The organism is Paenibacillus sp. sgz302191 (assembly GCF_057749925.1).
Genome location: NZ_JBYLHY010000001.1, coordinates 289314 through 303424, shown reverse-complemented (window position 1 = coordinate 303424; position 14111 = coordinate 289314). Strand labels below are relative to the sequence as shown.

Below are 14111 nucleotides of genomic sequence, written 5' to 3'. Positions count from 1 at the left end.
AACCTTTCTTTTCCTGATTTTTTCTACCGGGTTCATCGGACAGACTCTATGGTGTGCTTTAACGCAGTAAAATCCTATTTTCATTTTATATTATCATCTGGTTTCCTATTGATCAATTGAAAAAATTGAAAAGAATGGATTTTCAGACTATTAAAAATAATTCTTTTTCAAGGTGCGGTTAAGAGGCCCTTACCACACTTTCAAACACCGGGACTTAACGGCTATGCGGCCGGGCGGCAGTCCTATTTTCGGAAACCGGCATTTGCCCCTTCATCCGCGTCCCTGCTGCTTAAAAGGCATGTTTTGCGATTGTATTTCATACGCTCATGATAGCGAACCTTCTCTATTTCATGCTATGATAGCTTAAGCCGCTGCAATGAAACGCCCATCCAGAATCACACCCTAGGAGGACCCTGTTTTGAGTATTCAGCACACGTTTACTTCCGGTACGATTTGGGAGCCTCTATACCGTTTGGAGATTCAAGCTCACCCGGTAGAGATCGCGCTCTTCCGGTCGCAGCCGGTTCGGCGTTTGAAGTTTTTGCATCATTTCGGCGCCTCTGCGCTGTTTTCGCCCGTGACCCATTCCCGATTCGAGCACACCGTCGGCGTCTGGTCGCTCATGGCTCATTTTTTCCCGGACGATCTGCAGCTGCGGGTTGCCGCTCTGCTTCACGACATCGGGCATCTGCCTTTTTCCCATGCGATCGAGCGCACGATCGGATTCGATCATCATGAGCGCACCGGGCAGCTGCTGACAAGCGGCGAAGTGGAGCAAATTTTAGTGAAATACGGCATGTCTCCGGCTTCCATCGTATCTTTATTGAATCAGGACAGCCCGTTAACCAACAAAACGACCCTTATGGGACTGGATCACCTAGACAGCTTTTTAAGAGATACTTATGCCGCCGGACGCCATCTGCAGCCGCCTTCCGAGCTGATTAGAAAGCTGCGGATACGCGGCCATTATTTGGAAGCGGATGCCGATACCGCTATGGGTCTCATCCACGCCGTCGTGGAAGATCACCGGATCTTCCTGCAGCCGGAATTTTTGGCGATGGATGCGCTGCTGGCCAAAGCCGCGACGCTCCACTGCGGGGCCTCGCCGGACGCGAAAGAGCGGATTCCCGCGCTCACCGACCATGAATTGATTCAGGAGCTTTTGCAAAGCGGCGACAGTCAGGCCGGGGAAATCATGAATGTGCTTATGTACGAGCCCCATCGGATTCGAATCGCCTACGAGCCTGTGCCCGGCAGCATTCAAGTCAATATTCGCAAGCTTTATAAAAAGCAGCCGCTGATCGCAGGCAGGCCCGCTTCGGAAGCGAGCATCGACGCCAGACGAAAGCTGGACGAACTGGACCGGCTGGCCGCGACCTACTTTTTTACCATTTGACAGTGCATTTTCTTTCATTTTATTTACGTAGAGAGGACTGGCCGGGTTGGCAAAATTATATTTTCGATATGGAACGATGAACAGCGGCAAATCGATTGAAGTGCTGCGGGTTGCCCACAATTATGAGGAGCAGGGCAAAAAGGTGCTGCTGTTCACCCCGGTAGTGGACGACCGGTTCGGCGTCGGCAAGATCACCTCCCGCATCGGTATGTACAAAAGCGCCATCGTCGTCGACGATCAGCTCGATATGATCCGAATGGCGCGCGACGAGCGGCCGAACTGCATTTTGGTCGACGAGGCCCAGTTTCTGAATAAAGAGCAGGTGGGACAGTTGATCGATATCGTGGACGATTTGGACATTCCCGTCATCGCTTACGGGCTTCGCGCCGATTTCCTCGGGCAGCTGTTTGAAGGAAGCAACGCGCTGCTCGCAGTCGCCGATACGATTGAGGAGATTAAGACGGTCTGCTGGTACTGCGACAAAAAAGCGATTATGAATATGCGGTGCAAAGACGGAGAGCCTATATTCCACGGCGAGCAAATTCAGATCGGGGGCAATGAGAGCTACGTGCCGGTATGCCGCAAATGCTATGCCGCAAAACGAAAGCTGGCAACCCCGTTAGTGAAGGGCCAGGCCCCGGAGTGAACGTCTAATCTTGTACAGTCTGATCGCGAAAAGCCGGTTACGGCTTGATCGCAGAGAAAGGTGAGTGCCTTGCGCAAAAAACGGATCCTGCTTTTATCCGAGGGCTTCGGCAAAGGACATACTCAAGCCGCGCACGCGCTGTCCGTGGAGCTTAGGCAAAGCTCCTCCGAAATTATTACGCGCGTGATCGAGCTCGGCGCCTTTTTGCATCCGACGCTGGCTCCCTTGATTTTTTCGGCATACCGCCGTACGGTGACTACACAGCCCAAACTATATGGTATGATCTACCGCCATCAGCATAAAAAATCGCTGAATCGCGTCGCAGGACTTGCTCTGCACCGGCTCTTCTACTCGCAGACGAAAGCCGTGATCGAGCAGTTGAAGCCCGATATCATCGTCTGCACGCACCCTTTTCCGAGCATTATCGTATCCCGGTTAAAGCGAGCCGGCCTATCCGTGCCGCTCTTTACGGTCATCACCGATTACGACGCGCACGGCACCTGGATCGACCCGGCCGTAGACAAATATCTCGTCTCGACGAATACGGTCAGAGAGCGGATGATCGAACGCGGCGTTCCGGCGGTGCAAGTGGAAGTTACCGGCATCCCCGTGCATCCGAATTTTCGCCGCCAGCACAGCAAAGAGCAAATCCGCAGCGAGTTCGGCCTGAAGGATATGCCTACGGTCATGGTCATGGGAGGCGGCTGGGGCATTTTCAAGAAGGATGAAAAAGAAGACCTGCTGACTTATATCGCCACCTGGAAAGATCGCGTTCAGCTGCTCATCTGCCTGGGCACGAACGAAAAAGCGCGCCAGCAGCTTCTCGGGGAAACGGCTTTCCGGCATCCGAACGTCCATCTGATCGGCTTCACGCAGGAAATCAACAAGCTGATGGACATCTCCGATCTGCTGATCACCAAGCCCGGCGGCATGACCTGCACCGAGGCGATGGCCAAAGGCATCCCGATGCTGTTCTACAGCCCTATTCCGGGGCAGGAGGAAGAGAACTGCCAATATTTCCAAGAGCAGGGCTACGGGCAAATGATCACATCGCTGGAAATGATCGATCACTGGTTCGGGCTGCTGCTGGAGCAGTACCCGCTTCTGCTGCAGCGCCGGTCGGACATCCGCTCCCGCCAGCAGTTCCGGGCGCAGGATTGCTCCAAAGCGATCATTCACCATTTGAAGCTGTCCGAGAATCGCCCCTATATACAGTCATCAACAAAAACACCGCTCATACAATGGTATTAACCATTTGTAAGGCGGTGTTTTTTTATGGAGCCCGTTCAGCGGTTCGGCAAACAGTTCATCTTCGCTTATTTGCTCGTCTGGTTCATCGGCAGCCTCTGGATGATGGCCGTGCTCGGCAGCGGAACGCTGCAAGGGAAGCTGCTGGGCATCGATGTGAAGCTGTACCGCGACTACGCTTCTTTCGGCTTCGCCGGCGCGCTCGGCGGGGCGCTCTACGGGCTGCGGATGTTTCATGAGCATTATCACAATCTGACCACACAATGGATTTATTGGTATGTGATGCGCCCCATGCTCTGCTTCGGTTCGGCCATCGTCACGATCGTGCTGTTCAAAAGCGGCATCCTGCTGCTGCAGGTAGGCGATTCCATGGCAGCGCGCATCAGTGTCGCCTTCCTGACCGGGTACGGCTACGGGAAGTTTATGGAAAAGATCCGCGCGCTCACCGATACGTTCTTCAACGGGAACGGGAACGGGAACGGCGGGGGTGGCGGAAACGGCGGCAATGGCAGCAATGACGGCGGCGCGAACGGCAGCGGAAAAAGCGGCGATGGGGACCAGCCGCCGCGCTGAGGCCGTCAGCGGGAAGCTTGCCCCGCCGGAGCCGCCTCTCGGCGGGCATCCGCGTGGTACAGCTCCTTCATGATCGTTTCGATCGCCAAAGGCGCGATCGCCATATCGTGCACGCCGTACGTTTCATTGATCTCCGCGATAAAACGCTTGAGCGGCAGCGTCTCCGTGTCGATTTCCAGCTCCAGCTCGCAATCGCCGCCTCTGCTCAGCAGGCGGATGCCTGCCTGCAGATCGCTGTCGCGCAGCGGCTTCTCCGTCGTAATCCGCACCATCTTTTTGCTGCCGAGCCGCCCTCTCAGCGACTGCAAGCCATCGTCGAAGACAATCTCCCCGTGATTGATGACGATGACGCGCTCCGCCAAAGCTTCCACATCGTCCAGATCGTGTGTGGTCAAAATAAACGTCGTCCCTTTTTTATTCATGCTGCGGATAAAATCACGGATGTTCTCCTTGGCGATGACATCCAGCCCGATGGTCGGCTCATCCAAAAAAACGAGCTTCGGCTGATGCAGCATCGCCATGATGAATTCGCATTTCATCCGCTCCCCCAGCGAGAGCTGCCGCGTCGGCTTGCGGATAAGTCCGGTTACGCCGAGCAGGGACGATAATTCCTCCAGCGTATCCTTGTAAGGCTTGTCGGGTACGCCGTAAATCGATTTGTTCATATAAAACGCATCGATCGGCGGTATATCCCACAGCAGCTGCGATTTCTGCCCGAAAACAGCGCCGATATGCCGCACATATTCGCGCCGCTGCTTCCACGGCACATACCCGAGCGCCCGGACTTCGCCGGACGTCGGATGGAGAACGCCGCTGAGCATTTTGAGCGTCGTCGATTTCCCTGCGCCGTTCGGCCCGAGGAACGCCACCATCTCCCCCTGCCCGACCTGAAGCGAAATGCCGCGCACCGCGCACACTTCCTTCATCGGCCGATGAAACACATTCACGAGCATTTCCTTCCAGGTGTGCCCGCGCTCATAGGTCGTATATGTTTTCGTCAAATCCCGCATCTCGATCATACAATCTCCCTTTCCTTATCCGCCTGCGCTCGTATAGTGGCGCAGCATGCGATGCCAGAAGCCCAGCGTCAGAGCGAGGAACAGCAGAGCGGCAGCTGTCATCAGCCATGTTTCCGCACCCGCCTGGCCGAGCAGAGCCTGAGCCGGAATAAAAGCAATCAATGCGATCGGCATCACGTAGGTCAGCAGGTTTTGAAACGACTTGGCGAAAATCGTCCCCGGATACATGCCAAACGCAGTGACCGCATCGAAAATATCGTAAACCCGGCTGCTGCCCACCCATTTGAACAACAGCGCGGACATGACAAACGAGAACGAAGCCAGCACGGTCAGCGACACAAACAGCATAAGGGCAAAATGCAGCCATTCCGCCGCCGTCGGCGCCTTAATCCCCGAAAGCGCATAGCCGAACAAGATCGCCCCGCCGAACAAACGGCCAAAATCGTCGACATCAAGTCCGTACAGCATCGACATGAATAGTACCGGGCGCGGCTTCAGCAGCAGCAAATCGAACGTGCCCTCGCGGACATGCCCGAGCGTCGTGCCGATCATTCCGAAGAAGAACGGAAAGGCGATTCCTTTGGATAAAGCGAAAATAGCCTGAATAAGCATCGCTTCATGCAGTGTCCAGCCCGGAAATGACGCCCCCGACTTATACACAAGCACTGTAATCAAAGGCACGATCAGGTCGCCCGCCACAAGCAGCGCGATGCTCAGAAAAAAATGGCTGCGGTACGCCATCTGCTCGCCGAATTTGGTGCGGATCACAGCCGCAAAGCAGGCGGCAAGTCCTCTCATACCCCCACCCCCGTGAACCGCCGCAGCGCCGCATTATAAAGAACCAGCATCAACGCGCCCATCAACGCCACCGCAATCGCCTGGAGCGCGACGGCTTGCGCGAGCGGCAGACGGATGCCCGCCAGCTCGTAATCGCCGATAATGACCCGCGTCGGCAAGTAAGCGATGAACTGAAACGGCAGGAAAAACAGCACTTTTTGCAGCGCCTCCGGAAAAAAGGAAAGCGGCACGAACACGCCCGCCGTTATATCCTTCAGCAGCAGCATCACACGGCGGATGCCTTCCGCTCTGACGAGCCAGAAAGCCGTCAATCCCACCATGTAATTGATGATGAAGTTCATCAGAAAACTGAGCGCAATCGACAAGACCGCCCAACCGGGATGAACCGGAATCAGATCGACTTGAAAAACGAACAGGAACAAAAGCCCGATCGGCACGAACTCGATCCAGAAGCCCAGCGTGCGATGCCCCAGCTTTTGGGCCAGGGCGAACAGCCAGTGCGGCATCGGGCGCAGCGCGAACGTCACGAACTTCCCCGTTCGGACGAGCATCTGCAAGTTCCAGTCCGCAAAATCGAAAATCAAATAATGAATGACGGCGGAAATACCGTAGTAGGCCAGCATTTGATGCAGCGTCAGGCCATTGATCTGCTCGCGCCCTTCATACACCGCATGCCAGATAAAATACTGAACCAAATAAAAGACAGGCCCGACAAGCAGCGAAACGGCCATATGCGACCGAAACGCCGCCCATTCCTTGTAAGTGGCGAGGCCTACTGCGGCAATCGACTGCGGAAGCGTTCTCATGGATGCTACTGCCACCCCGACCAAATGATCGTCTGCGGCGAAATGACGGACTCGGCCGACCACTCCGACGCGGACGGTGTGAAGAACACGATAACGGCTCTTTCCCTGGGGTCGACGATCAGCTTGCAGCGCCCGGCCCCTTCATGGCCGAACGAGCCCGGCGACACCCACTCGTCGCCGCTCGGCATCCAGGGGCCGAGCCCGAACGGAACATCTTCAAGACGGTTTCCCCAATGCACGCCGCCGATTTTGCCAGAGGGCTTCCGGAGCATGCGCTCCACGGATTTGCGGGATAAAATTTTAACCCCACGCCAGGTTCCCATGCCCAGCAGCATATTCCCGAATTTGCACAAATCTTCCGGCGTAGAATACAATCCGTACCCGCCGCGGGGCGGCATTGCAAGGTGGGCGTAAGGATCGTTCCCATCTTCTTCGTCTTTCAAATGCTTTTCATCCCAGTCGTTGACCGTACACACTTCAGAGCGAAGCGATTCGGGCACCTCGTAAAAAGAGCGCGTCATGCCAAGAGGCTCCACGATATGAGTCATCACATAGCTCTCAAAAGGCATCCCTGACGCTCTGGCGACAATCTCCGCAAGCGCGGCATAGCCGATAGTGGAATACGCGTAAGCTTCGCCCGGCTCATGGAGCGGCTTCCCGGACAACATCGCGCGAATCCATGCCGTTCGGCGCAATCTCGCAAGCTCGTCCTCGCTTTTCTTTTCAGAATCGCGGTCAGGATCGAATGCGAACAGCACCGACCACCAGCCTCGCGAGTACGGCTCCGTATAATAGCCGCCATCCGCCGAAAGTCCCGACGTGTGGGATAGCAAATGCCAGATTTGTATCCGCTCGAATAAAGGATGCTTGAACTCTTCGATCCAGTTGGAAACCCGCTGATCCAGAAACAGCTTGCCTTGCTCGATCAATTGAAACACGGCGGTCGCGGTAAACAGCTTGCTGACTGACGCCGACTTGCGGATCGAATCGATGTTGAACGGCGCATGGTTGTCGTCTTTATGCGACAATCGGCCGAACGCTCCGCCGGCAAATATCTCTCCGTCCCGCATCAACATGTAGGAGGCGCATTGGATGCTCTTTTTATCGATTAGCTGTTGAAAATGATCGTTCAGCCGGTTGATGGCTTGAGGTTCATACCGCGCCTCTTCCGGACTGATATGGCTGAATGACATTTGTGTAAGCATGAGAGGTGTTCACCTTTCTTCCGCGGTTGACCGCTTTATAGTAGTCCCGACCATGCGATCGCACGGGGAGTGACGACGGATTCGTCCGTGTAGCCTTTAATGCTGGGAACGAAGAATACGAATACCAATTGTTCGACCGGGTCGATGTACAAGCCGCAGTGTCCGAAGCCTTCGTGGTTGAACGTGCCCGGCGAGCACAGGTCTTTGCCGTACAGCGACCAGCCGAGGCCGAACGGGTAATCTTTTTTCCTGTCCCCCCATCCGTTGTGCGGGATTCCTTGCAGATGATTTGTCGTCTGGATTTCCACCGCCCGTTTGGACAATATCCTCGTACCGCCCCATACGCCCCCGTTCAGCATCATTTGCCCGAACCGCCACAAATCTTCCAAGGTGGAATAAAGACCGTTGCCGCCGCGCGGCGGTCGTCCCTCGAACGGCTGGGGATTGTACAACTCCCCCCTTTCCCATTCGTCGACATAGCACACTTGTTCGTGCAGATGCCCGGGAACTTCAAAGAAGGTGTGCTTCATCCCCAGCGGGGCGGCGATTTCATCGATGACGTACTGCTCATACGGCTTTCCGGACACCCGTGAAACGACTTCCGCCAAAATGACGTATCCGGCCGAGCAGTAGATCCACTCCTTGCCAATCTCATTTTGCAGTGGCCCGCTAAGCAAAAGTTTGATCCAATTATCGGTCAGGCCCGATTCTTTGGCCTGCCTGTACCACCATTCGTACCACGGCAGCCCGTAGGGCTCGGCATAAAAGCCCGGATCAGCGGAAAGACCGGATGTATGCGTAAACAAATGAAATATACTAATATCCCGATGGAGCCCCGTATCGAATTCGGGCACGATTGAACTTACTTTTTGCGACAAGTGCAGCTTCCCCTGATCGATCAACCGGTGAATGGCAGCCGCCGTGAATACTTTTGTAATCGAATACACCTTGCGGATCGTTCCCGGCTGCAAAGGCCCGCTGTCCGGCTGCCACGTCTGCCTGCCCATCGATCGGTGCGCGAACACCCGGCCGCCGCGCGCGAGCAAGTAGCCCGCAGCCTGAATAGTCCCGATGTCAATCAAATGCCGGTAGTGCTCATCAAGCCGTTGCAGAGCCGAAGCGTCAAATCCCGCTTCCTTCGGGCTTATGTCCGTCCAACCGTTTCCTGTTGCAATAAGCTGCTCCATCGTACACCATCCTCGTCGTTTGTTTGGATAATCATGGAAATGTAAGACCTTACTATTGTAAGTGAGCGTTAAGACCGATGTCTATCCTATTTCTTGGTTAAAATAAAAAAATCCGGGTTTCCCCGGATCCTTTCGTTGACATGCCTGATTATGAAATTACCGTTCTACAAGAACGTCGGCGCTGAATGCTCCCTGTCCGTCTTCGTCCCAGGAAAGCTTGACCAGCAGACGGTCCGCCCGGAAAGAATAATAGGACGACATATACACGGCCACGGCATCGATGACTTCCCGTTCATTCAGACGGTACTGCCTGCCGTACAACAAACCTTTGGCGGAAAACCCCTGCCGTTCGTTATAGAAAAGCTCCACCTCATGAACGTTGTGCGGGGCGCTTCCCTCCACTCTCCCGCGGTTATCCTGAGCGGCGATATACACATGAACGGAGTCCAAAACATCCTGTTGGTCCAATAATATTCTCATCGTTTAGTAGCTCCTTCTGCGCATCTTTCTGTACACATACATGATCAAACCGACAATCGCCCCGATCACAATCAAATCCATAATCAAAGACAAGAAGGAGAACGATTGGTGCACGTAACCTCCGCCGGAAGCCGGGTAATAGCCGCCCCACGGATGCATCATCGAGCCGAGCATCGACCCTGCCGCGAAAGCTCCTACTACCGGCCAGAAGCTGCTGACCCGCGTTCCGGACGGAACGGTTTCCGAGTAAGTGCTGCCTCTGCTGTAAGTTCTGCCGTTGTTAGGATTAATCGAGCTTCCGCTTGTTACGCTGGACGAAGGACGCTGGTACCCTGTGCTGCCCGACGTGCTGCTGCTAGTGCTTGAGCTTGAATTGGAACTGGACATGCTCGGTACGGTCGATTTACTGGACGATCCGCCGCTGAAACCTGAGGAGGTCGAGCTGCTGGACGAACCGGAGCTGGAGCTGGAACTCGAGCTAGAGCTGCTGCTGTCGGTCGATGTGCTTGGCGACGTTTTGCTGCTGGAACCGCCGCTAAAATTGGAGTTCGACTTGGAGCCGGAGCCGGTCGAGAACGAACCCGAGCGTGACGACGTGCTGGGCGCGCTGCTTTTCGCGTCAACCATCGATGTATTAGCGACTAATAAAAGAGCCGTCAAAATTGCAATAACTTTTGTTTTCACTTTTTGTCTCCACCTTGTTCTTAAGACTTATCTATTCTATTTTATACCTTATACTACGGCGACACAAATCGAGAAGTTTCATCAAAGTTTCCACAAAGTTATTGCGGCTTGGCAAAAGTATGCGCCTTGGTCCAACTCGCCCCGCCGTCTTTGGTTGTATACATGACGGACGGCTCCTTGTTGTCCGTGGTGATCCACCAGCCCCGTTCGGCATCGGCCATTGCCAGCAGCATCTCTCCGTATCCGCTGAATGACGCTTTCCCGTTCGTCCACGTTTTGCCGCCGTCCTTCGTCCAGCCGATCGTATTTTGTCCGTTGTCGCAAGACGGGCATTGGCCGCCCATGAAGGCAACCTGGCCGTTCATGACATAAAGCTGGCCGGGCTTCGTCCCCGTATTCGACGGACCGTCGTTGTAGCCAAGCGGGAACCCGGGCGCGGGCCCTCCTCCGGCCGTCGAATTGGCGATGACGGTCTGCCATGTTTTGCCGCCGTCTGCTGTGTGAAACAAGGAGTACGACGTTTGCGTCATCCCGGAACCGCCGATGAGCTCGATCCATGCGTCATTCGCGCCCGCCGACCGGATGACGGCTCCATTGAGCGGCGCTGCCGATTGCCGCGACATGACCTTGTGCCACGTACGGCCGCCGTCCTGCGTACGCTGCACTTCGATGGCGCCTTGGGCCTGCACGGCCGCCCAGCCGTTCTCTTTATCGTGAAAATAAGCATCCCCCACGATATTCGCAGGCACGGCAAGCTGGGTCCAGCTTTTGCCGCCGTCTAAGGTCTTTGCATTCGCACTGTAGGCTTCCTGTTTGGAAACAAAGTGCAGGAAGCCCTGGTTGGGCGCTTTTCCGGCTTTGCTCCAATGCTTGCCGCCGTCGGTCGTACTCAGCAGCTCCGTGTTATCGCCAACGGTCGCCCACGCCTCCTGGCCATTCAAGGCGAACAGCTGCTTGACCGCGCCTGCGCCTTGGTACTGCATTTGCCAATGCGCTCCGCCGTCATCGGTTCTGGCGATCCAGCCTTCGCCGCCGGCCCAGCCGGACTTCGCATCGGCGAGTCGAACCGCCGTTACTTTGCCCATTTGAGTCTGGGCGGGCACCCTGGGAGCCGGGCTTTCGGCGGCGCTCACTGGAGGCGCGCTCGAAAGGGCCGTCGGCTGCGGAGATGCCGATTGACCGGCGGCGGGGCGGGCATCCGGATGCTGCGTTTCCCCGGCAGTCCCGACCGTTTGTTCGCACCCTGCAAGAAGAATGGCCATGATGGCCGTGTACATAAATATTTTCAGCTTCATTTCATATTCCCTCCTTATACTCGTATAGACGATGCCAACCATCAAAAAGTTATAGGCAAAGCTGCACTAGTATGTTACCGAATTCCGTGAAACATGTATTTTTTTCCAAATTCTGCTCGTACCATGTGGACATCCTGTAAAGGGCTTACTGATTTTCTGTCCAAATAAAATAGGCATGACTCGAAGATTTGACGAATACAATCGAAAACAAGGAGGGAGACTTTGTTACGGAAAGGAAGGATATCGGTTGAAGTTCATCTGGGGTAAAAAGGAACTGACCTTAATGATTATTCCGGGCGCCAACCGTCGAACCGTACGAATCAAGCTTCCACAAAGCAGCCTTTATGTGGTGCCCAGCGTCATTGCACTTGTGCTGATCGGTTTTTTTGCAACCATTTACTTGATGAATACCTACTTCAATGAAGCGACGACCACGATGCAGGAGTCGTTTGATGGACAAGAGCGTCAATGGATCGATCAAATTTCCCTTAAAAATGGCGAGCTTGAACAGCTGCAAAACAATTTGATCGACCTGTCGCAGAAAGCCGAGGAATTCAAAACGAAGCTGGAAGAAATCAAAAAGCTGAATCACGTCGTCCAACTGATGAGCCAGACCGGAGGGACAAGCACGAAAAGCCCGACTCCATCCGGAACAAGAAACGATGTCGGAGGTGAAGAAGTGCCCGTCAGTTCCGGGCAAGTATTTCAGCTTGTCGCCAATACGAAGCAAGGGCTCAGCTCGCTTGTCGGAGACATTAACCAGCTCCTGAGCAATCTGACGGAATCCGAGGCCAAACTTGCGGAAGCGGAGCGGCTCCGCAGCATTACGCCTACGCTGTGGCCGATCGTCTCGCACACGATCACATCGGGCTTCGGCATCAGACGGGACCCTTTTACGCAAAAACCGACCATGCATACGGGCATCGACTTTGACGGGGAACTGGGCGATCCGGTCTATGTGACGGCGGCCGGCAAAATCATCGAATCCGGCTATGACGATCAACACGGCAATCATATTATTGTCGATCATTCGCGCGGGCTGGAGACGGAATACATGCACATGAGCAAGCTGCTCGTCAGGCGGGGAGAAACCGTAACCAAAGGCCAAAACATCGGTCTTGTCGGAACAACCGGCCGCAGCACGGGAACTCATCTTCATTACGAGGTACATAAGAACGGCGTCCAGATCGACCCCACTCCTTATCTCATTTCCGATAGAAAGGATGAACGCTAATGTTCAAAAACGGCAAAGTAAGAAGCATCGATGCCAAAACGACCGATACGTTAATCGGCGAAAGCACGATTTGCGAGGGTAAAATGATTTCCGAGGCCAGCGTGCGCATCGAAGGCCAGTTCAACGGCGATATCGAATGCGCCGGGGATATTACAATCGGCGAAAATGCCGTCGTTCAGTCGAACATTCATGCCCGCGATGTCATTTTAGCCGGTAAAGTCAAAGGCAACATCTTTACCAAAGGCAAGCTCATCATAACGAGCTCCGGCATATTGATCGGCAACATCGACGTGCGTTCTGTCGTGATTCAGGAAGGCGGCATTTTTCAGGGCAGCAGCCTGATGAGCGCTGCATCCGCCGAGCGCAGCAGCGGCAAAGTGATCGACGCCAAAGCACATATGCAGCAAAAAAGCGAGCAGCAGGCCGCCGGCGCGAACTAAACGCCTGATCGGCTGGCGCGAAGCACGGTAACACAAGTAGTCGACCAACCGCCGTCATGCAGCGCAACACCGCGCGCTGGGAGATGCGCGCGGTGCGAAAGGCGCACATAAGCCGATGACATGCCGAAAAGGGCTGTCTCGAACTAACTTTCACCCATTGTGGCGGACGTTGAGCCAACTTTCACTCATCGTGGCGGCCCGTTGAGCCAACTTTCACTCATCGTGGCGGCCCGTTGAGCCAACCTTCACCCACCATGGCTGCCCGTTGGGCCAACTTTCACCCACCATGGCTGCCCGTTGGGCCAACTTTCACCCACCATGGCTGCCCGTTGGGCCAACTTTCACCAACCGTGGCGGACGTTGGGCGGGGTTAGTTTGGGGCGGCCCCTTTTTTCGGGACTGCACAGCCGCTCGCTCATGAGCCGGCGTGGCAAGCCTGCGCACCTTCGCAAGCGGCGGGCAAGATGCGCGGTGGGCTAGACGCAAAGCCTGTGGCAGCTGCGGGGGCAAGCCAAAAACCTCCGATTGTGCACGATTGTGCAGGCTGTTTAGTGAGAAAACGGACGGACGTACCTCCTTAAACGTGTAGAAAACTTGCGAACAATTAGATTGTTTATCAGCGACGGACGGGTTGCATCTCTTGCTCGGTTGTGAAGCTGAAATGGGGGGGGGGACAACGCGGCTTGAAGGGAGAAAACCTGCAAAAGTGCAGGTTTTTTCCACAAAAATGGTTCATTTTGGCGAAAAGCCTGCGATTGTGCAGGAATTTTCGACGAAAATGATCCTGAGCCCACGTTCGCGGTGAAAAGCCTGCACAATTGCAGGAATATTCCGTAGTCGGCGTATCCCTCGAGAAAAAGATGTACTTTTGCAGGTTTTCCTCGCGCAGGCGGATTGTGCGACCGGTTCTGACGTGTGGGTTGCCGGGTCAGCCTGGATTGTGCGGCCGGCTCTGGTGTGTGGATTACCGTAGCAGCCTGGATTGTGCGGCCGGCTCTGGTGTGTGGATTACCGTAGCAGCCTGGATTGTGCGGCCGGCTCTGGTGTGTGGATTACCGTAGCAGCCTGGATTGTGCGGCCGGCTCTGGTGTGTGGATTAC

General features: G+C 55.0%; 15 protein-coding genes. 7 read left to right on the top strand and 8 right to left on the bottom strand.

What is annotated here, in order from left to right:
* Window positions 1-418: 418 nt before the first annotated feature.
* From AC3G2T_RS01265 to AC3G2T_RS01250, 4 genes are all read left to right on the top strand, one after another.
* The gene (locus AC3G2T_RS01265; RefSeq protein WP_488434253.1) at window positions 419-1396 is read left to right on the top strand and encodes an HD domain-containing protein; all 978 of its coding nucleotides are present in this window, start codon (window positions 419-421) and stop codon (window positions 1394-1396) included.
* A 46-nt stretch (window positions 1397-1442) separates the two neighbouring features.
* The gene (locus AC3G2T_RS01260; RefSeq protein WP_474682225.1) at window positions 1443-2042 is read left to right on the top strand and encodes a thymidine kinase; all 600 of its coding nucleotides are present in this window, start codon (window positions 1443-1445) and stop codon (window positions 2040-2042) included.
* 69 nt (window positions 2043-2111) lie between these two features.
* Window positions 2112-3293 (top strand): MGDG synthase family glycosyltransferase, encoded by a 1182-nt coding sequence (locus AC3G2T_RS01255; RefSeq protein WP_488434252.1) that lies wholly within the window; start codon window positions 2112-2114, stop codon window positions 3291-3293.
* Between the two features lie 24 nt (window positions 3294-3317).
* Window positions 3318-3863: a hypothetical protein gene (locus tag AC3G2T_RS01250; protein ID WP_488434251.1), complete on the top strand. Its 546-nt coding sequence runs from the start codon at window positions 3318-3320 to the stop codon at window positions 3861-3863.
* A 5-nt stretch (window positions 3864-3868) separates the two neighbouring features.
* Here the strand turns inward: AC3G2T_RS01250 and AC3G2T_RS01245 are convergent, their stop codons facing one another.
* The 7 genes from AC3G2T_RS01245 to AC3G2T_RS01215 form a co-directional block, all read right to left on the bottom strand.
* Window positions 3869-4882 carry an ABC transporter ATP-binding protein gene (locus AC3G2T_RS01245; RefSeq protein WP_488434250.1) on the bottom strand — a complete coding sequence of 338 codons (1014 nt, stop codon included), beginning with the start codon at window positions 4880-4882 and terminating at the stop codon, window positions 3869-3871.
* A 15-nt stretch (window positions 4883-4897) separates the two neighbouring features.
* Window positions 4898-5680 (bottom strand): ABC transporter permease, encoded by a 783-nt coding sequence (locus tag AC3G2T_RS01240; protein ID WP_488434249.1) that lies wholly within the window; start codon window positions 5678-5680, stop codon window positions 4898-4900.
* Window positions 5677-6486: an ABC transporter permease gene (locus AC3G2T_RS01235; RefSeq protein ID WP_488434248.1), complete on the bottom strand. Its 810-nt coding sequence runs from the start codon at window positions 6484-6486 to the stop codon at window positions 5677-5679. Before AC3G2T_RS01235 ends, AC3G2T_RS01240 begins: the two co-directional genes overlap by 4 nt.
* A gap of 5 nt (window positions 6487-6491) precedes the next feature.
* Window positions 6492-7691, bottom strand: a complete 1200-nt coding sequence (locus AC3G2T_RS01230) for a serine hydrolase domain-containing protein (protein WP_488434247.1) — start codon at window positions 7689-7691, stop codon at window positions 6492-6494.
* 35 nt (window positions 7692-7726) lie between these two features.
* On the bottom strand, window positions 7727-8878 hold the full coding sequence (locus AC3G2T_RS01225; RefSeq protein ID WP_488434246.1) for a serine hydrolase domain-containing protein: 1152 nt from the start codon (window positions 8876-8878) through the stop codon (window positions 7727-7729).
* A 156-nt stretch (window positions 8879-9034) separates the two neighbouring features.
* On the bottom strand, window positions 9035-9358 hold the full coding sequence (locus AC3G2T_RS01220) for a DUF2653 family protein (protein ID WP_488434245.1): 324 nt from the start codon (window positions 9356-9358) through the stop codon (window positions 9035-9037).
* Between the two features lie 3 nt (window positions 9359-9361).
* Complete coding sequence (locus AC3G2T_RS01215) at window positions 9362-9532, bottom strand: hypothetical protein (protein WP_488434244.1); 171 nt, start codon at window positions 9530-9532, stop codon at window positions 9362-9364.
* 103 nt (window positions 9533-9635) lie between these two features.
* On the opposite strand from AC3G2T_RS01215, the gene AC3G2T_RS01210 reads away from it, so the two are divergent.
* Complete coding sequence (locus AC3G2T_RS01210) at window positions 9636-10208, top strand: hypothetical protein (protein ID WP_488434243.1); 573 nt, start codon at window positions 9636-9638, stop codon at window positions 10206-10208.
* Here the strand turns inward: AC3G2T_RS01210 and AC3G2T_RS01205 are convergent.
* Window positions 10141-11337, bottom strand: a complete 1197-nt coding sequence (locus tag AC3G2T_RS01205; protein ID WP_488434242.1) for a hypothetical protein — start codon at window positions 11335-11337, stop codon at window positions 10141-10143. The two genes, AC3G2T_RS01210 and AC3G2T_RS01205, sit on opposite strands and share 68 nt — an antisense overlap.
* A 247-nt stretch (window positions 11338-11584) precedes the next feature.
* On the opposite strand from AC3G2T_RS01205, the gene AC3G2T_RS01200 reads away from it, so the two are divergent.
* Together AC3G2T_RS01200 and AC3G2T_RS01195 are read left to right on the top strand one after the other, a co-directional pair.
* Window positions 11585-12571, top strand: coding sequence for a M23 family metallopeptidase (locus AC3G2T_RS01200; protein ID WP_488434241.1), 987 nt, complete (start codon window positions 11585-11587; stop codon window positions 12569-12571).
* A complete protein-coding gene (locus tag AC3G2T_RS01195) occupies window positions 12571-13011 on the top strand; it encodes a bactofilin family protein (protein WP_474682213.1) in 441 nt (146 codons plus the stop codon). Before AC3G2T_RS01200 ends, AC3G2T_RS01195 begins: the two co-directional genes overlap by 1 nt.
* The last annotated feature ends 1100 nt before the right edge of the window (window positions 13012-14111 follow it).

Excerpts from the sequence above, each read along its gene's own strand:
- AC3G2T_RS01240 (WP_488434249.1), bottom strand. The coding sequence starts at position 5,680 with ATGAGAGGACTTGCCGCCTGCTTTGCGGCTGTGATCCGCACCAAATTC.
- AC3G2T_RS01220 (WP_488434245.1), bottom strand. The coding sequence starts at position 9,358 with ATGAGAATATTATTGGACCAACAGGATGTTTTGGACTCCGTTCATGTG.
- AC3G2T_RS01230 (WP_488434247.1), bottom strand. The coding sequence starts at position 7,691 with ATGCTTACACAAATGTCATTCAGCCATATCAGTCCGGAAGAGGCGCGG.
- AC3G2T_RS01225 (WP_488434246.1), bottom strand. The coding sequence starts at position 8,878 with ATGGAGCAGCTTATTGCAACAGGAAACGGTTGGACGGACATAAGCCCG.
- AC3G2T_RS01250 (WP_488434251.1), top strand. The coding sequence starts at position 3,318 with ATGGAGCCCGTTCAGCGGTTCGGCAAACAGTTCATCTTCGCTTATTTG.
- AC3G2T_RS01235 (WP_488434248.1), bottom strand. The coding sequence starts at position 6,486 with ATGAGAACGCTTCCGCAGTCGATTGCCGCAGTAGGCCTCGCCACTTAC.
- AC3G2T_RS01205 (WP_488434242.1), bottom strand. The coding sequence starts at position 11,337 with ATGAAGCTGAAAATATTTATGTACACGGCCATCATGGCCATTCTTCTT.
- AC3G2T_RS01195 (WP_474682213.1), top strand. The coding sequence starts at position 12,571 with ATGTTCAAAAACGGCAAAGTAAGAAGCATCGATGCCAAAACGACCGAT.
- AC3G2T_RS01245 (WP_488434250.1), bottom strand. The coding sequence starts at position 4,882 with ATGATCGAGATGCGGGATTTGACGAAAACATATACGACCTATGAGCGC.
- AC3G2T_RS01215 (WP_488434244.1), bottom strand. The coding sequence starts at position 9,532 with ATGCTCGGCTCGATGATGCATCCGTGGGGCGGCTATTACCCGGCTTCC.